This window comes from Streptomyces amritsarensis, assembly GCF_001953875.1.
Taxonomy (GTDB): Bacteria; Actinomycetota; Actinomycetes; order Streptomycetales; family Streptomycetaceae; genus Streptomyces; species Streptomyces amritsarensis.
This window is the reverse complement of the sequence record NZ_MQUR01000076.1, coordinates 1-20862: the sequence shown is the minus strand read 5'-3', so window position 1 is coordinate 20862 and position 20862 is coordinate 1. Positions and strand designations below refer to the sequence as shown.

At 72.1% G+C, this 20862-nt stretch carries 14 protein-coding genes and 1 pseudogene; 6 read left to right on the top strand and 9 right to left on the bottom strand.

All coding sequences use genetic code 11. The features are described from left to right. Positions 1 to 298: 298 nt before the first annotated feature. The 4 genes from AVW11_RS26555 to AVW11_RS26540 form a co-directional block, all read right to left on the bottom strand. Entirely contained in the window at positions 299 to 2458 is a 2160-nt protein-coding gene (locus AVW11_RS26555) for a hypothetical protein (RefSeq protein WP_079250798.1), read from the bottom strand. Positions 2459 to 3309: 851 nt separating this feature from the next. Then, positions 3310 to 7419: a hypothetical protein gene (locus AVW11_RS26550; protein WP_076046267.1), complete on the bottom strand. Its 4110-nt coding sequence runs from the start codon at positions 7417 to 7419 to the stop codon at positions 3310 to 3312. Between the two features lie 658 nt (positions 7420 to 8077). Continuing rightward, entirely contained in the window at positions 8078 to 8608 is a 531-nt protein-coding gene (locus AVW11_RS26545) for a hypothetical protein (protein WP_076046266.1), read from the bottom strand. Then, positions 8605 to 9054 carry a hypothetical protein gene (locus tag AVW11_RS26540; protein WP_076046265.1) on the bottom strand — a complete coding sequence of 150 codons (450 nt, stop codon included), beginning with the start codon at positions 9052 to 9054 and terminating at the stop codon, positions 8605 to 8607. Before AVW11_RS26540 ends, AVW11_RS26545 begins: the two co-directional genes overlap by 4 nt. Positions 9055 to 9594: 540 nt before the next feature. Between AVW11_RS26540 and AVW11_RS26535 the strand changes: the two genes are divergently transcribed. Continuing rightward, positions 9595 to 9987: a hypothetical protein gene (locus AVW11_RS26535; protein WP_060181006.1), complete on the top strand. Its 393-nt coding sequence runs from the start codon at positions 9595 to 9597 to the stop codon at positions 9985 to 9987. Between the two features lie 728 nt (positions 9988 to 10715). Here the strand turns inward: AVW11_RS26535 and AVW11_RS38625 are convergent. Continuing rightward, on the bottom strand, positions 10716 to 11006 hold the full coding sequence (locus AVW11_RS38625; RefSeq protein ID WP_240528271.1) for a DUF6420 family protein: 291 nt from the start codon (positions 11004 to 11006) through the stop codon (positions 10716 to 10718). A 274-nt stretch (positions 11007 to 11280) separates the two neighbouring features. On the opposite strand from AVW11_RS38625, the gene AVW11_RS26525 reads away from it, so the two are divergent. The 5 genes and pseudogenes from AVW11_RS26525 (at position 11281) to AVW11_RS26505 (ending at position 14446) form a co-directional block, all read left to right on the top strand. After that, on the top strand, positions 11281 to 12117 hold the full coding sequence (locus AVW11_RS26525; RefSeq protein WP_076046263.1) for a helix-turn-helix domain-containing protein: 837 nt from the start codon (positions 11281 to 11283) through the stop codon (positions 12115 to 12117). 82 nt (positions 12118 to 12199) lie between these two features. Beyond that, complete coding sequence (locus AVW11_RS26520; protein ID WP_030854753.1) at positions 12200 to 12670, top strand: cupin domain-containing protein; 471 nt, start codon at positions 12200 to 12202, stop codon at positions 12668 to 12670. Further along, a complete protein-coding gene (locus AVW11_RS26515) occupies positions 12667 to 13386 on the top strand; it encodes an SGNH/GDSL hydrolase family protein (RefSeq protein ID WP_076046262.1) in 720 nt (239 codons plus the stop codon). Before AVW11_RS26520 ends, AVW11_RS26515 begins: the two co-directional genes overlap by 4 nt. 33 nt (positions 13387 to 13419) lie before the next feature. After that, positions 13420 to 13617, top strand: a pseudogene (locus AVW11_RS26510) (ISAzo13 family transposase); the annotation flags it as partial. A 235-nt stretch (positions 13618 to 13852) separates the two neighbouring features. Next, entirely contained in the window at positions 13853 to 14446 is a 594-nt protein-coding gene (locus tag AVW11_RS26505) for a hypothetical protein (RefSeq protein WP_051700754.1), read from the top strand. 86 nt (positions 14447 to 14532) lie between these two features. Here AVW11_RS26505 and AVW11_RS39130 read toward each other — a convergent pair whose 3' ends face one another. The 4 genes from AVW11_RS39130 to AVW11_RS26480 form a co-directional block, all read right to left on the bottom strand. Then, a complete protein-coding gene (locus AVW11_RS39130) occupies positions 14533 to 15516 on the bottom strand; it encodes an ATP-binding protein (RefSeq protein ID WP_338058881.1) in 984 nt (327 codons plus the stop codon). A gap of 711 nt (positions 15517 to 16227) precedes the next feature. Beyond that, positions 16228 to 17598, bottom strand: a complete 1371-nt coding sequence (locus tag AVW11_RS26490; protein WP_076046257.1) for a hypothetical protein — start codon at positions 17596 to 17598, stop codon at positions 16228 to 16230. Between the two features lie 146 nt (positions 17599 to 17744). Then, positions 17745 to 19262, bottom strand: a complete 1518-nt coding sequence (locus AVW11_RS26485; protein WP_076046255.1) for a sigma-70 family RNA polymerase sigma factor — start codon at positions 19260 to 19262, stop codon at positions 17745 to 17747. Positions 19263 to 20004: 742 nt separating this feature from the next. Then, positions 20005 to 20358 carry a hypothetical protein gene (locus AVW11_RS26480; protein ID WP_076046253.1) on the bottom strand — a complete coding sequence of 118 codons (354 nt, stop codon included), beginning with the start codon at positions 20356 to 20358 and terminating at the stop codon, positions 20005 to 20007. Positions 20359 to 20862: the final 504 nt, after the last annotated feature.

The window sequence follows — 20862 nt, the reverse complement described above, 5'->3', positions numbered from 1 at the left end:
CGCCGCCCTCCTGCGACGAGGCCGCCTGTGAGCACACCTCAGATGTCGGTGTACGGGAGGATCACGCGGACACGGGCGGCAGGGGAAGGGCGTAGAAGCATCCGTCGGGCAGGCCGGCCTCGGCCGCGGCCTTGTCGAGGATCCGGCCGATCTCGGCTGCGATCATCCGCCCGTCCTTGGGCCCCGATACAGCCGGCCGTCCGGGGTTGTGCGTTCCGCCCTCCACCTACAACAGCCGCGGGCCGAGGCGAATGGGGCCGGGCGGCTGCATGGTTCTGATGTCGGTGCGGCCGGCAGGTCAGGGGACCGCGGGAGCCGTGCAGACGGCGAGGAGGGCTCGGGCGCGGTTTCGGAGGGCTTCGTCCTGGCGGATGACGCGATCTTCGATTCCCGAGCGGATCACCCGGGCGTCGCCGTCGGCGAGATCGGCAAGTCGGCGCAGCTGGTCGCTGGTCAATGCGGTGGGGCCGAGTGCTTCCAGTGCGTCGCAGGCACCCGCCGGATCGGCGTCCGATTCGGCAGACCGCAAGGCGGCGTCGGCGAGCGAGGTTCGGTCCAGCGAGGCTGGTTCGGCTACGGCGGTGAGGGCCAGCACCGCGGCCGGTGCCTGTACCGGATCGCCGAGGGCGGCTTCCAGGCGGGTGGCGAGCGGCCGTCCTGCGGGGCCGAGGAGGGCCGTCGTGCGGGCGGCCCGCACCACCGACCACCGGGACCAGGGGTTCCGTTCGGCGCGTGCGAAGACAGAGTCCAGTACGGCAACGACGCCGTCGGCGTCCCCCGTGACGTGCCACAGGGCCTCGGCGAGGGCGATGTCCCTATCCAGCGCGGGCGTGGTGTCGGCGTTCGCGGCGTCGACCGCCTTGCGGAGGGCAGGCGCAAGCCCTGCTGCCCGGGGACCGAGCGCAGCAGCCATCGTGGCGGCCTCCCTGACCCGGTCGGTGCCACGCCGGAGGTCCTGTTCGAGGCAGTGCAGCAGAGGCGCGATCTCGCCGTCGAGGTCGAGCAGGGCCTTCGCCGCGGGGAGGACTTCCTGCTCAGCCGCCATCGCCCGCAACGAGGTGACGGCCCGGGCGCGGTCCGACGGGGCGCAGTCGGCGGCGAGGGAAGCGATGGCCCGGGCGGCCTGACCGGGAAAGTGCGGGAGCGCAGCGCACAGCTCGGGCAACGCCGGCGCTGCCTGGGCACCCCAGCCCGCCAGCAGGTTCGTCAGCTGCCAGGGTTCGTTGCCGATCAGGGCCTCGGGCTGGGCCAGGCGGTGGCGGACCGCGTCGAGGAGCTCGCCGCTGTACGGGAAGGCGGAGCCCTCCGCGTCGCGGAATCCGGCGGCGGCGCCGAGGGCCCGCGGGCGCCGCCCGAGGCCGGCGGCCAGGAGCGGGGCCGCCTGCGCGGGCGCGACGAGCAGGAGCGCGGCCAGGGCCTGGTCCGCATGGTCGTCGTCCTGGGCCGGGTTCCGTCCGGCGAGAGGGGCGAGAATGTCCGCGGCCGGTGCGGCAACGCTGCCCAGCCGGCCCAGGAGGGACGACATGGCGATCACCGATTCCTCGTCCACGGCCGCCGCTCGCAGGTTCCACGCCAGTCGCCGCGGGGCACTGCGGGAGAGCATGCAGGCGCGGTCGGCCGCCCAGAGGCCTTCAGCCCTCACCTCGGCCCTGCGGTCGTGCAGGGCTGCGTCGATCAGTGCGAACGCCACCTTGCGCTCCATGCGGACGCCCCGGCCCAGGAGAGCCTCGACGACCGCGGCCAGCGGCTCGTCACCCTCGGGATCCAGGTCGGAGCGCAGGACGTTGGCCGGCAGAAGGGACAGCATGGTCGTGTGCAGGGGCTCGGTCCACGGCGCGCCGGCATCGAGGGAGGCGAAGACGGCGGCAAGGCGCACCTCGGCCGACTGGGCCGACTGGGCCGGGTCCAGGACAGATGCGGCTACCGCCGCTCCGGCCAGTAGGTCGAGCCGGGCGATGCCGGCCAGGACCTCCGCGCGTGCGGCGGGTTCGGGTTCCTCGTCCCAGCGTGCGCGCAGGGCGGGCAGCGCGACCTCGGTCGCGCGGGTGTGGGACACCGCCCAGGCTGCGGTCCGGCGGACCTCCGGCTCCGGGGAGGCCAACAGGGGCAGCAGCGACGGGAGCCGGTCCGCCACCGCCGCCCGGACCGCGCCCGGTGCCACACCGTCCTCGTCCTCGCTCTCCGCCATACCGCCGAGCAGCGCCAGGACGTCTGCCGTGTGGTGGCCGGCCACCGCGATCTCGGCCAGGAACGGCACCGCCTCCGCGCTGGCGGCGTAGACCGTCCCCTGGTGCAGCACGCTCCCGTACAGCCCGGACAACGCCTCCTTCGCCGCATCCACGTCGGCGCCGGCCAGAGCCCGCAGCAGATCGGGAACGTCCTCCGCACTGCCGTACGCATGGGAGAGGGAAGACCAGGGCCGGGTGTCCAGGCCGTCGAGGGGGTGTACAAGATCCATGCGGAGCATCGTGCCAGCCGCCTCCGACAAGACCCAGCCACCCACGGCGCCCTCCCGGGCCGTTGACGATGCCCACAGCGGTCGGCTTGCCGTACCAGCCGAGGAGGGCCAGGGCGATGGTCACGCCGGCGAACCACACCGGACGGGTCCCGCAGTCGGCGCGGTCGCCGGACAGCGCGACCGCCTGGCCGACCGGGGGGCCGTCGCCGCCGTCTCGTTCACGGACGCGCAAGCTGGCGTCGCGGAGCCGGTCGAGGAATTCGGAGTCGCCGTGCGCTTGGCGGCGGCGGTGCGGGCCCCCTGCGCTCCAGGGATTCGCGGGCGGCCTCGGACAGGCCGCGGCGGGCGGCCTTCGGCCTCGCCGGTCCGCGGGCGGCGGCGCGCGGCCAATCCAAAGGTGACATCGGGGTGAGACCCCCAGGCGGCCTCGAAGGGGACGTCACCGCGCGGGCGGGGGTGCGGCCATCCTCCCGGGCCAACGTGGCGACGATATGGATGTGGTCGGTCGCGTGCCCGTCGACGGGCCGGTCGGCGGCGGCCTGCGCTGCCGACCGGGGACGCACCAGCGTCAGGTCGAGAACCTCGCGCGACTCCCCGCTACGCCGAGCCAGCCGCAGGCGCCCGCGGGGCCGGCCCGTCCCGGCGAACGCCAAGTGCCCGGCGAGCTGCCGGGACTGACGTACCCGTGCCGGCAACGGTCCGTACCCGCGAAAGGACCCGACCTTCGCGGCAGCCCGCCGGGGCCTGCCGATCCCGGCCCCTTCACCGCCTACGGCCGCACGCGGCGCTCTGCCTTCCGGCGTGGTGCCCGGCCCATCAGGCCCCGACGTCGGAAGGCATCACGCCTACGTTTACCGCGTGCCGCACCGGGCCGCCCAGGCTCGCGTGAACCGCTCGTGCGCGGGGGCCGGGACCCCCGCGGGGGCTTCTGCCGGGGCGGCGGGTTCGGGGCGCGGAGCCTTCGCGGCGGTCAGCTCCTTGCGGACGGCGCGGTGATGATCGATGGACCAGGAGTTCCAGCGGCGGACGGTGCGGTCGGCAGGGCGGTCGAAAGCGTGCAGCTGGAGCTGGAGGGCGGCCGCGTCACGGCTGACACCGAGAGCCGCCGCCACCTCGTCCACCAGGTCCGGGACGCTGAACAGCGGGTTGGTCTCGTACTGGCCGGGCGGAACGGGGGTGGTGGCGGACCGGTCCGCGAGCCTGCGCAGCGCGGTGAGCAGGTCGGCGGGCAGGTCCGTGAGTCCGCCGAGCAGGGCGCGGGCACCGTGCGCCGCGGGGTCTCCTACCGGGCGCTCGGCGAGAGCCCAGGCGACAGCGGTGGCGGCGGCCTGCATGCCGTCGGCCTCCAGAGGTTTCTCGAGGCGGCCGGTGAGCAGGGCCGTGGCCCAAATCTCCGGGAGTCCGTGGTCCGCGGCGAGGGCAGCGGCATGGCTGCCGTCATCGGCGTACGGGGCGGCACCGAGCAGCTGGGTCCAGGCCGCCGCCATGCGTTCCGCGGCCGCGGTCATCCCGCCGGGGGCCCAGAGCTCCGCCGGGTCGCCGGGCAGGGCGGCGGCGAGCACGGTGCGCCGGCCGGCCGGACCGAGCCGCCGCCGGAATTCGTCGTACGCGTAGAGGGTGTTCTGGTCGGCCTTGTACGGCTTGGAGCGGACCAGCTTGCGGTGCGCACCGTAGTCGTCGCTGCCGGCGAATCCGTCGAGGACCAGGGCGGCGATCGGGCGCGGTACCCCGGTGCGCCAGCGGAACAGGTCCACGGCCTCCTCGGGCACCGGCCGCGGGCCCTGTCCGGCGAGCAGGGCCAGGAGGCGGGGAAGCCGGGTGGTGTCGTCGGCGGCAACGGTGTGCGTGGCGCATTCTTCGGCATCGGCGGGCACCGGATCGGCTGCTCGCTGGAGGAAGGGGGCGAGGCCGCTGCGCTCCGGGCCGCAGGCCACGGCGAAACCGTCCGCGCGGAGGGCGGCGATCCGCTGCTCCGGGGCCCGGCCGGTCCGCCAGGAGCTGTCGGCCTGCGCGAACGGCTGCCGGCTCCACACGTCGAGCAGTGCCGCGAGCGCCTGTCGCTGCTCGTCGGGGGTGGCCGCGACGACGGTCCGCCAGGCCACGGCATCGATCCGGCCGGTCAGCACCGCCCACTCGGGGGGCGGTGCGGGCAGCGCGAGCACCCGTACCTCGTCGTCGATCTCACCGCGCAGGTACCGGCCGTCGGCGGCGACCGAGGTGAGGAGGGCGGGCTGTGGCTGGGGCTGTCGTTCCTCGTAGCCGCGCAGCTGGGGCAGCAGGCCGTGGAGGGCCGGGACGAGCCGGTTGTCCGGTGCGGGGTCGGGCAGGTCGACCACCGGCCCGGCCCGCATGACGGCGACCCGGTGGGACAGCTCCTGGCGGCGGCGCAGTGCGTCAGCGGCGAGCCGGACGGCGCGGTCGACGCCCTCCTGGACCCGCGGGTCGGTCACTCCCGGCAGGGTGCGCCCGATGCCCTGGTGCAGCAGCTCGCGCACCGCACTGTCCGTGACCGTCCGCAGGACACGGGAGGAGGGCTCGTCGCGGGGGGTGAGGAAGTGCCAGAAGGCGGGTGGCGGTACCGGTCCGGCCAGTTCGCCCAGGGTGGCCCGGCTCCGGCTCCTGTGGCGGCTGCCGGGGAAGCCCTGGACCTGCCAGAGCAACGAGTTGTCGCCTGCGGCATGGCAGCGGATGGTGGTTCCTCCGGCCAGGACGGCGTCCTCACCGCCGAGCGGCAGGGCAAGGATTCCCCACGGGCGCCGGCCCCAGTTGTTGCTGCGGTAGGAGGCGGTGCGGCCGTCGATGGACTCCAGCACGAATTCGCGGGGCGAGGGACCCGCGTACGGGGTGCGGTAGTCGACCCGGCAGCCGGTGAGTGTGCCGTCCTGACCGAGCGGGGAGGGCGGGGCGCCGGGCGGCAGTGCGGCGAGGATCCGGTGGTCGGGGAAGGGCTTCATGCCGGGCGGGGACCGGTCGGGGTCGTGGAAGGCGGGCAGGGTGCGATCCGCGGTGGGAACGCCGGTGGCCGGGTCGAGGCGGTTCCAGCCTCTGTGGTCCTTGCTGAACACCTCGGTGCTCCAGAAGTCGTGGCCGTCGTGCACCTGGTAGTCGCGGTGGCCGATGCCCTCACGGCCGCCGGCCCGCAGGACGCGCTCGCCGTCGAACCGGCCGCCACCGTCCGGGGTTTCGAACTGGTAGCCGAGGCCGCCCTGGATGCTGCCGCCGTAGGGGCGCAGCCCGTACGTCTGCTCCGGTGCGAACGTCTCGCCCGGGTGGTCGGACCAGTAGGCGGTGGTACCAGGGTTCTCCTGGTGCTGCTCGTTCCAGGCGACGAGGAACTGGCCGCCGACCCAGTGCACGGTGTGGCCGAGTGCGCCGTCGGGCAGTTCCAGGGTGTGGTCTGCGCGCAGCCCGGCGTGGTCGACGGCGAGGGCGCGGCTCTCGCCGTACACGGTGAGCACCGGCCAGGTGCAGGTGACGTGCACGGTTTCGTCGGGCCGGAACGCGGCGAGGGCCTGGTCCAGGGCGGGCCAGCCCAGCTCCTCGGGGAGCCCGGCCCGCAGGGCGCGGGCCAGCGGGCCGGTGAGGTCGATTGCGTCGAGGGCCTCCTCGATGCCGTCCAGGGCGATGGCGGTGGGACGGTCGAGGAGACCGCGCAGCTCGTCGACGGCCTCGTCGGCGGCGGCGAGTCCCCCGCCTCGCAGAGAGTCGAGCAGCTTCTCGACGCGGGCGTGCACCTCGGCGGTGATGCCCGGATTGTGTGGGAGCCGGCTGATGGCGGTGCCGCTGATCGCAGTGCCGCCACGGGTGCGGAGCCCGGCGTGAACGGTGCCTTCCAGCCGGGGGCCGAACACCGGGTCGGCGGCGAGTGCCTTGAGGTCGCGCTGGGAGTGCTCACCCCAGAACTCCAGGCTGATCGCGGCACCGGGGTCGTGGACGGGTATGCCCTCGGCGAGGCAGAGGTCGAGGAGGTCGGCATCCAGATGCGGCCACCGGTAGCGGTCCTCGTGCAGCCGGACCGGGGTGCTCTGCGCGCGCAGCAGCGGGGCGAACCGGACCACCAGGTCCAGGAGTTCCGCGGGCATGGGCTGGCGGGTCACTCCACCGCCGCCGACCGTGCGGTGCGAGTATCCGGCGGCGTACCGGCGCAGCCAGTCGCCGAGGCCGCCCTCCGGGGTGATCCGCCCGGTCGCGGCCGCGTCGGCGGCACCGCACGCGATGAGCAGCCGCAGCCAGGCTGCCGCGTCGTTCTTCGACTCGGGAAACAGGTCGAGGAGGGCGGTGGCCTGCTCGTCGGCGGGCGGGTGGTCGCCGAGCGGGCCGGATGCCGCGTCGAGCAGCCGGTCGGGTATGGCCTTGCCGCGGGCCGCGGCCAGCACCCCGCCCAGCACCCGGGCCTCCTCCTCGCTGCCGAGCCCGGCCGCACGGGCCGAGTCCCGGACCCGGCGGGCCAGATCGGCGGGAAGCTCCCCGGGGGACGCCGCCCAAACGGTCAGCAGGCGGACGAACTCGTGGTGCGCGTCATCCGGTTCGAGGACGCCGGCCAACCAGGCCGCCGCTCCGCTGAGTTCACTGGCGGGCAGGGCGCCGAAGCGGGCGAACAACAGCTGATTCGCCCGCCGCCAGTCGGGATCGACCGGCAGAGCGTGGGTGCGCTCGGCGGCGCGGGCCTGCGTGTAGGCGCGGGCGGCGGAGCGGCGGTGGGTCTCCACCATCCAATGACCGATGGTGTCCCAGAACCAGGGAAGGTGGGCGGCCGGCAGGCCCCGGGCCAGGCGCTCCGCGTCGTCCACGAACCGGCCGGGCTTCTCCCAGGCCCGGTGCCGGCTGCTGCCCGCCCGTTCCAGGGTGTCGCGGGCGTCGGTTTCGACGCCCGGCCCCTGAGTGCGTGCCCAGTCGGCGTACGTCTCGGAGATGCGGTGATTGGCTGGGAGCGGGACGGGAGTTCCGGTGTTGCTGGTCATAGGTGTGATCTTGCCAGGCGGTTCTGACAGCGGGTCCGGGGATCCCTGGGCGACAGGAAGGGTCCGCCAGAACAGCCGGAGGCGGCTGTGCGGGACGAGCTGTCGCATCATCCCACCTGAGGCAGGCGCAGCGGGCCCGTCAAAGGCGCCCCGGGGGCGCCTGTACGGGCGCCGGTGGCGGCATGCGTCGCTGGCCCCTCAACGGGCGCGCCGCCGGAACGAGAGGCGCCCGGCGGGCGCCTCTGTGCGGTGTCAGCGGGGCAGCGGGGCAGCGGGTCAGCGGGTCAGCGGGTCAGCGGGTCAGCGGACAGAGGGTGATCGTGGATCCGGGCGGCGACGGCCGGCCAGCCGGCCTCGGGGCATCCGTCGACATCGGCCAGTTGCGACGACAGATCACCACTCTCCAACAGCGAGTAGTCGTCCGCAGAGCTGGCTCGGCGACCGGACGGAGGACCTGCAGCCGCCCCGGGTAACCAATCGCGAACTCACCCCATGCCCTGAACCGACCCGGGTGATCGGCGTCAGTCCGACCGGCCGGGGCGCCTGCCCTCCTTGCGAGAACTGCTCTTTCCCAGCTTTCGGCCCTGCTCGGCACCTCGGCCGTCGAAGTAGCCCAGCCGGTAAGGCCCCCGCGGACGTCCAGGCGATCCGAGTGACGTCAGAATGCCTTCAGGTAGACCCGTGCACGGCCGTCGCCGATGTCTTGGATGAAGATGGTGATCGACTGGACGGTGGCTCTGCGCTCGTCCTTGATGCAGGGCGGGCACACCGAAGCGGTCCGGACTCTCTGCTCGGTTTCCGGCTCCGGCAGTCCGAGGTGGGACCACGGGGTGATGGTTGTGTACGTCTTGGAGTCGCGCGGAGTGTTGGCCCGCAGGGCTTCCTCCGGGCGCAGGTCGGCGATGAACGTCTCGGCGTCGGCCGTCGGTGCCGTGAAGGAGATCAGGTAGGTGGTGTCCTGGAAGCCACTTTGCACCGCCCCTTTTACATCGGTGGCGCTGGTCGGTGTCTGGACGCGCATGAAACCGGCGGCCTCGGTGGAGCCTTGGCCCTCGACCCAGACTGGACCCCCGCTGCAGGCCTTCGGCGTACCGCTGCTGCTGTCGGTGCAGGCAGCGGCCGACAGGCCCAGCAGGACCGTCACCACCGCAGAGGTGATTCGGTTGGTGAGGGAGTTCGTGCGTGTCACCGGTTTTCCTCCTCACCCCGGGCGGGGTCCTTGCGGGTACCGTCTCGGCCGGGATCCCCTGCGGGAACCGCCTGTGCGCCGGCGCCTCCCAGGTCGTGCTGTTTGGCCGAACTGCTGCCCTGCATGTCGAACTCCTGCGCCAGACCGACGGTGTGGAGGCGGGCCATGTCTGTGTCCTTGATGGTGACCGGCCCGATGGGGGTCTCCTTACCGGCATCCCAGTTGTAGCGGTCCCACACGTTGACCTGGTAATCCACGGTGATCTTCGGCTGGCCGTACGCATCGGGCACGACCGAGACGTTCCCTGAGACGTTGCGCATGTGGGACCCGACTCCGAGGTACCAGTTGCGGTCCTCGAACGTGCCGCCGACCGCCTTCGTCTCCACCGGGATCGATACCGGCGCGCCGCCGGACTTCTTGAACGCGTCAGTCCCTCCTGCTTCCACTGGTCCTGGTGGTTGGAGATGTCCGAGGCGACCCCCGCGCGAAAACGATCAGGCCAGGTTGGCGTGGGCGTACTCGCCCGGTACTTCGCGCTCGCCGTCCACCAAACTCACCATCATCGACCGAGCTGTCCCACACGTCTCGGTCGTGTCCCTCCCCGACCTCGCAGCACACGGCGCCGCCATCGCAGCAGGCGCCGGGGCCGACGCGAGGAGTAACACCGCGGCGAAAACGGCCGGGCCCGCCAAAGTTGCGCACCCCGGCCACGGCCCCGCCGGGGACGATCGTTTCAGTACTACCACCGGTCCCCCGAACGTGCCTGTACAGAAGGGGTGTGCCGATGCCGGCTCCGCCGGAGCAAAGTACGCGGCTACGCCGTGCGGCGCAGCGCGGGCACCGGGGACACGGTGAGGGGCGGGCGGACGTCGGGCACCGGGGGGAGCCAGGCCGTGCGCACGGGCTCCTCGTCGATCAGGACGGGGGTCGTGGCCGCAGACCCCTCGTTATCGTCAATCCGACGACAATGAGTTAGGGTTGGGCACATGAACGACAAGACGAACGAAGCCGACGCCCAACTCGCCACGCGCGCGGCCGAGCTGGTGAGCCGCTGGGTATCGGCGGACACTCCCCTGACGGAAAGTCAGGGGTGGAAACTGGTCGCCCTCCAGCACCCGGGCTCGGGGCACATGGAGATGTATGTGTGGGACGCCGTCCGGGCATGGGAGCGCGAACTGGCCACCGTCCTGGCCGCCGACGACGGCACCCCGCAGAGCCGTGAACGCATCGCACGCGCCCGAGCCACAGCCGTGACGGCCATGCGCGACATGCTGCTCAGCGGCATCCCCGCGGGGGAGACGGAGAACCAGGTCTGGCGAGGGGGCGAGGGCCCCGATCCTCGCGAGGAACTGCGCCACTTCGTCGCCACCCACACGTAGCCCCTCAGAACCAGGCGGACTCCCGGATTTCCATGTCCCCCACAGGGGAAGACCGCTGGTGACATGCCGCGCCGGCGCGGAACGCCTTGGAAACGATCGACTCTTCCATGGGCGCTGGCGATTTACTGGAGGACCGGGCCGGCGAGGACTGCGACCGGTGGCTGGTCGCCGTGGCGCTGATGGCCTCCGACTCCACCGCCTCCACGAGCGCGATCAAGGGGACGAGGAGCGACCGTAGCGCCGCCACTGCGGGCGCGCGGGGCATGCTCCAACGCGCGGGTGGAGACCCGACATCCGGCGCGGGCGCGGCCCTCCAGCGAGCGGGCGCCCGGGGCCTCGGACTGCCTGACCGAACGCGTCCGCCGCCGCCCGGACTCGGTCACGGACCAACGTCCTGCCGCGCGAGGGTTGCGACGATGTGGATGGGGTCGCTCGCATGCGTACCCGACCAGCGTGCCCTCGTCGCCGCGGCGCTCGCGTATGCCGACGGTGCTGGCGACGTCGTAGCCCGTGGTGACCTCCTGACGTTGGCCGCCGCGGACCGCGGAGTAACGCTGGGCGAGCACCGGATTCGGCAGGGCGTGCACCATGGCGGCGGCGACCTCCGCCCAGTCGGCGTCGGGCAGGGGGCGTCGGGGCGGCCCGGCGGCCGAGTCGAGGCAGTGCTTCCACGCGATCGCCGCGTCCTCGAACGCGGTGTGGTAGGCCCGGTTGGCGGCCCCCCCCTCTCATGACACGTCGGTCAGGGCCTCGAAGCAGCAGGCGCAGCGGGCGAGCGTCTCGTGCAGGACCTTCCTCCTGCGGGTCCGGGGGGTCGGCGCCCGTGCCGGCCGCCACCCACGCCTGCGGGGCGACATCCCCCACATGAAGCCCCGGCAGGCGTTGGCGAGGGAGGACCGGGCGCTGTGCTTGCAGCCGCCAGGACGCATGGGGCCTTCAGCGGCGAAGGCGAGACGCTTGAGGGCCTCCCCCTTGTCGGCGGTGGTCTGGGCGTCGCACCCGAGGTGGTTGGAAGTGATCCGATGGTGTGCGTCGGCGCTCTCCTCGATGGTCAGCCGTCCGCCGACGGGGTGAGGCGGCGGCCGCGGGCGCCGGTGTACGGGCCTGCCGCCGCACTGTGTTCGATGGGCTCGGTGGTCATGGCCTCTCGCTCCCCCCGCTGGATCGCTCTCACCGGGTCCTTTCCAGCTCGTTCGGCGTAGGGGTTCCGTAAGAACCGCGTCCCCAGCCGTAGGCGGCGGTGATCCTTGGATTGCGAGCTTCCTGAGCTGGTCGGTTCGTACACTGACGAGCATGGAGGACCACACGGCCACGGGGATCGGTGCACGTCCGGCGCCCGTCTTGCGGCAGTACGTCGACTCGTATGTCGGCTTCGACCTCCGCGGCCTTCCGACGGGGGTGCACTGCGGTCCGCCGAGCCGCGCGCTCACCGCTGTGATCAGCCTGTCGGATTCTCTGGAGGTGGCGGCGGGCGTTGACGACGGGTCACCGGTCACCCGGTTCGGCAGCGTGGCCGGCGGTCTGATGTGCCGGTCCGTCGCGATTCACCACGACGGACGCCAGCAAGGTGTTCAGGTATCGCTGACACCGCTCGGGGCCCGGGCCATCTACGGCATGCCCGCCAACGAGCTCGCCCACCGACTGGTGCCACTGGACGAGCTTCTCGGAGCACTTGCCGTCGAGCTGGTCGACCGGCTCCGATCGGCGACAACATGGGCGGCGCGGTTCGCCGCGCTGGACGAATTGCTCCTCCGATCCGTCGGCCGTGGTGCCTGCGGGGACCATGCGCGCTGGATGCGCCCCGAGGTGGCCGAGGCGTGGCGCCGCCTCGTCGCCGCGCGGGGTTGCATCCAGGTCGGTGAGGTCGCCGCGGAACTCGGCTGGAGCCGTCGGTACCTCACCGAGCGGTTTCGCGGTGAGATGGGCCTGTCGCCGAAGACCTTCGCCCGCGTCTTGCGCTTCGAGCACGCGCACGAGCTGGCGGCGACGCGGGACCCGCTCCCGTGGAGCGACGTGGCAACCGTCTCCGGCTACGCCGACCAGGCCCATCTCGTTCGGGACTGGCGCGAGTTCACGGGCCGATCGCCGACGGCCTGGCGTCGCGGTGAAGTCCTCCTCGGAGCCGGGTAGCCGCCAACCGTCTGTCTTTCGTATCGGCTTCTCTTCCCTTTTCTTCAAGACCGCCCGATCGCCGGCGTGGACGATCGTCGGCATGAGACTCGTCAACCACGAACGCAATGCCGTGGACCTGCGGACCACCCCCGTACACCTCGGACTGGGATCGAGAGCGAAGCCTGTCGAGGGCTTCACCTGGGACCCGGAAGTGCTCCAGGCCTACAGCGCCGCCGTCGCGGCAGACGGCGCCGAGGGTCGGATGGTGATGATCTTCGACGGCGACGGGCTCGGCGACCATTGGGAGAGCCACCCCGCAGGCGACGAACTGGTCGTTTGCCTCAGCGGGTCCGTGACCGTCACCCGCGACGTGGACGGGGTGACCGACCGCGTTCTGCTCGGGCCCGGTGAGGCCACCATCAACCCGGCCGGGGTATGGCATGTGGTCGACACGGAGGGGCCGACGTCCATCCTGGCCATCACTGCGACCCCCGGCACCGACCACCGTCCTCGCACCGCTACCCGCCCGACCGAACGCGTCGCCACGCCCAGCCCGGAGGAAGCCCCGTGACGACACGCATCGCGTGCCTCGGCGACAGCCTCACCCGCGCGCAGTTCAGCGTCGACTACCTGGATCTTCTCGGACGACGCCGCCCTCCCGGGGACGTGCAGCTTGCCCGTTTCGGCGCCAACGGCGACTTCGCCTACAACCTCTTGCAGCGCCTCGATGATGTCGTCACGAACCCACCCGATGTGATCACCGTGTTGATCGGTACCAACGACGCCCGAGCGAGCCTTGCCGGCTACCCCGTCGAGCAGGCTGTGAAGCGCAAACAGCTCCCCGATCGCCCATCGGCCGGCTGGTTCCAACAGTGCCTGGGAGCCGTCGTCGCACGGCTGCGAGCGGAGACAGACGCGACGATCGGTCTGCTGTCGCTACCGGTACTCGGCCAACAGCTCGACGGGGCAGCGGCACAGGCATCGCAGGCGTACAGCCGGATGATTGCCGAGGTCGCCGCCACCAACGAGGTGGCCTACCTTCCGCTCCACGAACGCCAGATCGAGGAACTGCGCCAAGCGGACCCGCCGCTGATTTCATACCGGGAGGTGACACCCGCAGCGGTCGTGGGCGTCCTTGCCCAGCACGCGGTGCTGCGCCGCAGCCTCGACACGATCTCGCGGCGGCGCGGTCTCGTGCTCACGACCGACCACATCCACCAGAACAGCCGAGGCGCCACCCTTATCGCTGAGGTCATCGACGCCGGTCTGCTGCCCCAGAGCGCTTAGAACGGTCCCGGCGCCGGGCCAGTCGGATGGCATCCACGGGCGGCCGGGGTGAGTGTGACGACGGTCCGCAAGGGGGTGTTCGAGCTGGAGGGCGGTGAGGTGCCCTGGGGGCGGGTGCGGCGCGTGGGCGGGGGGCGCAAGCGGGTCACGGATCTCGATCCGGGGTGGCGGCCGGCTCTGCTGACGCTGGTGGAGCCGGATGTGCGGGGTGATCCGACGTCGCCGCTGCGGTGCCCCGCACGCAGGGGGCCATGTCTCACGTGGATTCCGGTGAGGGTAGCCTCCACCTGATCATCCACACCGTGCCGGGGGACAGACCATGCCAATACGCTGTGCAGTACGGGCTTCCGGCGTGCCCGCTCTCGTGGCCGTCGCCGCACTGGCCGTCGTCGGTTGCGGGGCGGGTTCTGGAAAGCCTGCGTCCAAGCCCGCGCCCCCCGAGCCCGCCCCCGTCTCCCCTTCCGCCGTGGCCGTGGCCTCCGCGAGCCGCCCTCTGACCGCCGAACAGCTGGTGTCGGCCGCGCTGCCGCAGGAGAGCCCGGATGCGGACTGGCATCCCGTCTCCGTCCGCGAGTCGCAGGTCAGCGGCTGGGAGGACCAAATCTCCGATCCTGCCTGCCGACTGCTGCTGGCAGCCGCCCACGCCTGGCGCCCCTCCCAGCCGGCTCCGACCGTGGTGGACCAGACGTTCAACTGGACGAACGACAACGGCGGGGAATCCACCCTCGCCTCGTACGGGAACTCCGGTGCAGTGGCGGTGTTCGAGGAGGTCCGAGAGGGTCTGAGCACCTGCCGGTACTACGAGAGCCCGGCCCCCACCACGACCTACAAGGGCACGGTCACAGTCGATCCCGCCCCGAGACTCGGGGACGAGGCGGTGCAGTTCGAGATCACCGCGCCGACCGAGGTGGGCCCGCACGTCACCCAGTACACGGTGGTCCGCACCGGAAGCGTCATCGCCACGTTCACCAAACTGTCGGTCGGCGGCCGCGACATACCCGCCTTCCCGCCCGCCATGATCGCCCAGCAGATCTCTCTCCTCCAGCAGGCACAAAGCTGAAACGGCCAGGGCCGAAGGCCATGCGGACGCATGTGACCACGAGGGGTGAGGCGCTGTGGCCACGTCATTCCGCACGACCTGGTGGCTCAGCCATCCCCGAATGGTTCGTCACTCCACCTGAACCAAGCACGATCGTCACTGATGTGCAGAAGGAACTCCGCGACCGGACCTGACGGGGCCACCAGCGACAAGGTGTCCGCGATCCGCTCGTAGGCGTGGTCGAACTGCTCGTACTCCTCCGCCTCCATGAGAGCCAGCGACGCGTCGAACCACGGCTTCACCTCGCTGAACGTCGGCGTCGGAACGAAGCGACCGTTCAGCCATGGAAAGTCGGCCTCGTCGATGACGATCTCGCCGAGCAGTTCCTCCTGCCGCACCAGTCGCCAGACTGCGCCCTCGAAACCCATCCCGCCAGCTCTCCATCCATGTCCCGATGTCGCCAGGCAGCCTCTCACGTGGCGAGGACAACGAGGCAGGAGCGGCGGGCCTGCGCAGCCGTCGGTGCTCCGGCGGGCGATGGACTGGACGGCCAGGGCTTGTCGCTGGGGTTCTCGGGGCGCTTGCTGGGACGGTGGCCGGGGCCGTTCATGATCGCCTGTTGGCCGGCGTTGATCAGCCGGTCCAGAAGGGACGTGGCAACGACGGGGTTGGGGAACAGGGGTTAGGGGATACCGGTCGCTGGGCGCCCGGTCGCTGATGATCACGGACCGGTCCTGCCGGTCGGAGATGAGCTCGCATGGATCGTCGGCCAGCGGGGCGGTCGTCTGTTGCAGGGCGAAGTCGTCAAGGATCAGCAGGTCGGGACGGACGATCTCGCGCATGCGCCCGTCCCAGGTGCGGTCCGCGTGGCCGCCGGCGAGCCCGGCCAGGATCCGGCTGGTCGTGGCGTAGCGGGCGTTGGCGCTCTGGCGGATGGCCAGGTGTCCGAGGGCCTGCGCGACGTGTGTCCTTCCGACGCCGACGAGGGCGAACAGAATGATGGACTCGTCGGCATGGAGCCGCTGCTCGAAGTCCGCCGCTCCCGGGTCTCCGGTGTCGGGCTCGGGGTCGGTCTCGTTGCGGGCAGCCAAGATGCCCTTGACGTGCGGGAACGACGGATCGCCGGCCGGGATTGCTCCGGCGGGCAGGTCGCACCGGATCCCCGACGCCGTCGTCCTGCTCGCGCTGCTGGCGATGTGCGCCGGTACGTCGGTGCCCTGTACGGCACCTGGCGCGCACGACGGCGAACCCGCCCCACTCCCCTCCCGGGTGCGCACGTCGGGGCCCCGGCGGGTCCCTCCGGGGGGGCGCTCCGCGCGGCCGCAGGCGGTCGGTGTCTCGCGCTGTCAGCCGCCCGTGGCGATCGCGGCCGCCGGCCCGCCGATCCTGGACCAGTCTCCGGCAGGCGACCACCGCCAGACCGACTTCCCGTCCGTCGCGAACCTGTAGAGCGCTCGGCTGTCCGTCGCAACGGCCGCTCCCGAGTCGCCGATGGCCGCCCAGACGTTCGGCTCTCCGGTGTACTGCCACAGTCGGCCGGTCTGCAAGTTGACGGCAAAGAGGCCGAGTTCGCCGCCGTGGGCCGCGCGGGCTCACCGATGACGTCCCACTTGTCTGCGCTGCTCGCCCACTTCCCGGTCTTCGTTCGCGTCGTCGCAACGGGCCGTTTGCTGGGTTGGGATCGCTGAGGCGCCATCGCCCTGCTGCCAGCGGGTCAGCAGTGCTGCCACCCCCAGCGTCCGGCACCCGGACCAGGCGCTGGACAGGGCCCGGGGCGGGAGCCGGGGGGGGCGGGGGTCGGGTCAGGGGGGCAGGACGCCGGTACGGGTTGCCGTACGCAGTGCCTCCAGCCGCCGTTCGGCCAGCCGCAGATGATCGGGGTCCGACAACGGCAGCACCTTCAACAGGCCCACCAGCTCAGGCCCTACCTCCAACGCACGGACGGGGTCCCGGACCTGCGTCCAGCAGTACAAGGCCCCCACCGCCGCATCGCGGACCTCGGCCGCGTCCACGGCCTGCCACTCCAACCGGGCCTGCCCCGCACCCGTCCACAAGCGGGTCGCCGCTACGAAATCACCTGCCAGCCGCGCCAGATCCGCGCGGATCTCCGCGCACTGCACCGCCTCCGCCGAAACCCGCCCGCGCCGCTCGACGACATCCCGCTCCCACGCCCTCGCCAACGCATCCGCCTCCCCATGACGGCCACCCACCGCCAACGCGTGCAGACGCGCCCGCGGATCCCCCTCCACTTCACCCACCATCACGGAAACCGACCCTGCCCCGGGTGCTGCTCCCAGGCCGGACAGGGAGCCGGGCGCAGAAGCAGGCACGGGCCGGGGCACGACAACGGCGGCAGGTCCGGACGCTGGAACCGACGCGGACGCGAATACGAAGTCGGGGGTGAGATCGGGGGCACGGTCGAGGCCGGGGGCGGGGTCGGGGCGGGGGTGGCTCGGTCCTGCCGACGAGCGCATGTGCAACTCCCGCGCGGACGGCACCACCAGCGTGCCCGGCTCAAGCCCCGCCGACCCCGCCGCCAGGACGTGCAGGTCCACATTGGACGGTCGCACCGGCGCACGCCTGAGCTGCTCGATCCACTGCCGCGTGTAGCCGCTGACCCCGTCGGCGGCCCCATCTCCTGGTTGCGCACCGGGCCCGCGTACCGCCCCGAACGCCTCCACGCCCGCAAGCCCTTCCAGACCCGGCAGCGTCCCGTGCTCCTCCACCAGCGGCCAGGCCGCCTTGTCCGCCACCAGATCCACGACCACCGTGGCCGGACCCGCCGAACGCGAACGCAGCTCCCCCACCAGCCACTCCCACGGCAGCGACGTGTACCGCACGCTGCCCGCCGTCGTCCCCGCCAGTGCCACGTACAACCGCCGGCCCCGGCGATCCGCCGTCAAGCGCCCCGACACGTACACGAACAGCGGCCCGCCTGCCCCCGCCGCCACCCGCAACCGTGCCAACACCGTGTTCGGATCACGCACACCTTCCAAACACACCATGTCCGCCGGCACCCCGCAGCCCAACAACGCGTCCACCGGCACCATCGCCAACGCAGCCACGTTCACGCCGGGGGCCACCAGCACCGCACCCCGCCGCACGGCCGCGTCCCCCGCGACCAGCAGCGCGTGCCCCCGCCACCCACCATCACCCACACCACCGAAACCCATGTCCCGACGCTACCCACCCCGTGACCCCCACCGCACCACGACCCCCTGGAACACCACTCCGGCGAGCATCCGGGGCGGCGCGCGGGGACGCCTCCCCTGGGCGGCTGTGGACGGCGTCGGGCGGACGGGACGGCCCGGGTGCGGGCTCACCTCATGGTGAAGAGCAGGTTGGTCGAGTTGTAGTAATTGGGCAGCTGCACGATTTCCGACCCCGGACACGGCGGGTCGGTCTTCGGCCAGTTCCGCGGGCCCAGCAGATGGTCGGCGTAGTCGCTGTGCGGGACTTTCGGCACGAACCAGACGCGGTACGCGCCGTAGCGTGCGTCCTGCTCGAACCGCCAGAGTTGCGTAGACCGGTCCGAACCGGTCCGGCAGTCGCGGAGGGTGACCTGGACGACGTTCCCGCCTCCGGTGGTTCCGTCGAGGCAGGTGCCGGTGTCCGCGTTGCGCAGTTGGTACGTGTTCTGGTGGGCGGGCAGGCGCTGCCACCGCTGGTCGGGCTTGCCGGTGCACATCGCCAACTGCAACGGGCCGTCAGGGCCGCCGCCGAGGCCGACGCAGAGTCCCGAGGCCACGTTGACCAGGGCGGCACCGGTGCGGTCCGGCGAGGGCGACGCCGAGGTCGGCGTGGCGGAGGCGGTGGCGGTGGCGGTGGCGGACGTGGAGGCGGATGGGCGGCCTGTGGCGGGGGCCGTGGCGAAGGCCGCCGATCCGATGGCCGCGATCGGTGCCGCCTCCGGGAACGGGCCGAACGGGGCGGCGGGGGTCCTGGCGGGGGCGGCGACCCGGCCCGGCCCACTGCTGCCGGAGTCGGCCGGAAGCAGGACGGCCGCGGTGACCACCGTTCCCACCACGGCTGCCGCGGCCGCCCACTTCACGGCGCCGGCCTTGGCTCCGGCGAGCTGCGACCCGTTCAGCGTGGCCGCGACGAGATGGGTGCCGTTCCCACCCAGGGCCGACAGGAAGGAGGCGGGGTTCCACAACAGGATCCCACCGAGCAGCAGCACGCCCAGCCGGCCGTTGACGTCGCGCAGGTCACGCTCGGCCCGTGCGCAGTCGTCGCACCCCTGGAGGTGGCGGCTCAGGTCCCGTGTGAGGCGTGTGCCCGGCCGGCGCAGCCTGGCGGCGATCTGACTCCCGTAGTGCCGGCACTCGTCGCTCGCGCTCTGGTCCAAGTGGGCGCGTAGGTACGCCTCCCGCAGGCCTTCTCGTGCACGCGCGACCAGTGAGCCGACACCTCCCGCCGATATCCCGAGGCGTGCCGCGGTCTCGGCCGCCGGCTCGCCTTCGACGACGGAGTGCCAGAGCACGGCTTGCCAGCGCTCCGGCAGTGACCGGTATGCGCGCAGGACCAGCGATCCCTCTTCCGCAGTGAAGACGGCGTCCTCGGTGTCCTGGCCGTCGGCGAGTTGCGCCGCCCATTCCTCGAAGTCGTCGGAGAGCCGGGTGCGGGCGGCCTCCCGCGCCCATGTGGCGGCCAGACGGCGCACACAGGTCAGGAGGTAGGGCCGCCACGCGTACTCGGGCCCGGCTCCCCAGGCGACGGCCCGGTAGGTGCGGGCGAAGGCCTCGGCGGTGAGGTCCTGGGCGGTGGACAGGTCTCGGCAGCACGTGCGGGCGTAGGCGAGCACGGAGGAATGGTGACGGGCGAACACTTCATCCATCACGTCCCTGACCGCCGTGTCGGAGTCCGAGGTGTGCCCACGCAGCAGGGCACAGAGTTCGCCGTCGTCGAGGCTTCGAAGATGCTGCTGACGGCTGGAACCCGGTGTACTCAACACGCTCTCCCGTGTGGCTTGCTGGTGACCCGGGCGTCGAATCCGGGTACGTCTGTCATGGGGGTGCGACGCTGCGCCCATCCGGAATTCGCGCAAGTGTGCACCGTCGCCGGGCCGCAGGCAAACAGGCCGCCGGCAATGCGGGATGCGGTCGGCCCCGGCCGACGCCGGTCGACCGAGGGGATCGAGCAGCGCGACCAACTCCGACACCAACACGATGGGTTAAGCTGCGGCGCCCCCAACTTCCTTAGACAAGCAGCTTATTGGGGCTTCCACTCCACTTGCCTGGAAGCGAAGGGAGCGGGGGCGATCGCCGAGGCCGCCTCCCTCGTCCGCGGCGACATCGCCCCCCTGAGCGAGGTTGCGTTTTGTACACTCCTCCGACGCCTCCTCTGCTGCGGTCGGGATGATCACACGAAGCGGAATGTCCGCCATGCCGTGAAGGCGCGTCATGCGCACGGGCCGTTGTGATCGGTACGGCGGAGCGTGTGCCCTGGACACCCGGGCCGTGACGGGCTGTTCGCGGAGTCCGGGCGCCCTGGTTGGGCCGGGTAGTCCCAGCAGATCGCAGCGTGACCTCACGCCACGTGCCAATGGGCCGGCCGGTCCATTGGCACGTCGCTCTGCCTCAGCGGAACTCGTGGACCACCTGGATCTCTCCGGCGATGTGAGCGTTGAAGTCGTCCAGCTCCTCAGCCGGCACCCACAGCTCGAGGATCGTCCGCCCGCCGGCCTGCTGGACGGGGTACCGGCTCAAGAACTCAGAGTCGACCTCGAAGCGGGTGACGAAGCCGACACCGCTGTGCTTCACGTTCCAGTCCCGCGCGATCCTGATCGCGTAGTCCTCGTTGAGGACCGGATAGAAGATCGGCTGCTCGGGGAGCCGGGGCGGCCAAGCACGCCAGTCCAGCTCGCGGACGAGCGCCAGCTCCTCGGGGCCGGTGGGGCGCCACAGGGTCGTCGTTGCTCGTCGGCTGGTCATGTGCATCCGTTCTCTGAACGCGGGGTGGGGAGCCGTGGGGACGGCCGGTCCGGAGGTCGGACGATACCGGTGTCGGGAACGGGAGAGCCACGTGGTTTCCGCACCAGGTCAGGGCCGCTACCGGCAGGTGTGGGCGGCGCCTGCCAACGCCGGATGGTCGCCAACCAGGACGCGTTCCTGCGCACACGGTGGTGGAGGAGGCGGGAGTGAGCTCCGGCAGCCGGGCCTCCCCCGTACGCAGTGCCTCACGCGGCGGCCGGCGGCCAGGCTTCGTCGAAGAGTGGCTGGCGGTGCGAGAGGTGCCACACCGCCGCACGGGCCGACAGCTCACCGATGCGCCCCGGGGGCCTTCGCCCGGTCCCGGTGTCACCCGGTTGCCTCGATTACGCTCAAACGCGTGATCGAGCACATCAACCAACTCGGCGCCAACCCGCCCGCACCCGGACCCCCGCCCACACCCACCACACCCATCGTCTGGGCCCTCAACACCACCATCGACACCGT

What these genes read in the sequence shown, in the direction of transcription:
- AVW11_RS26485 (WP_076046255.1), bottom strand. Translation starts at nt 19,262, where the DNA reads ATGGATGAAGTGTTCGCCCGTCACCATTCCTCCGTGCTCGCCTACGCC.
- AVW11_RS26555 (WP_079250798.1), bottom strand. Translation starts at nt 2,458, where the DNA reads ATGGATCTTGTACACCCCCTCGACGGCCTGGACACCCGGCCCTGGTCT.
- AVW11_RS26490 (WP_076046257.1), bottom strand. Translation starts at nt 17,598, where the DNA reads ATGGGTTTCGGTGGTGTGGGTGATGGTGGGTGGCGGGGGCACGCGCTG.
- AVW11_RS26550 (WP_076046267.1), bottom strand. Translation starts at nt 7,419, where the DNA reads ATGACCAGCAACACCGGAACTCCCGTCCCGCTCCCAGCCAATCACCGC.
- AVW11_RS26520 (WP_030854753.1), top strand. Translation starts at nt 12,200, where the DNA reads ATGAGACTCGTCAACCACGAACGCAATGCCGTGGACCTGCGGACCACC.
- AVW11_RS26525 (WP_076046263.1), top strand. Translation starts at nt 11,281, where the DNA reads ATGGAGGACCACACGGCCACGGGGATCGGTGCACGTCCGGCGCCCGTC.
- AVW11_RS26535 (WP_060181006.1), top strand. Translation starts at nt 9,595, where the DNA reads ATGAACGACAAGACGAACGAAGCCGACGCCCAACTCGCCACGCGCGCG.
- AVW11_RS26480 (WP_076046253.1), bottom strand. Translation starts at nt 20,358, where the DNA reads ATGACCAGCCGACGAGCAACGACGACCCTGTGGCGCCCCACCGGCCCC.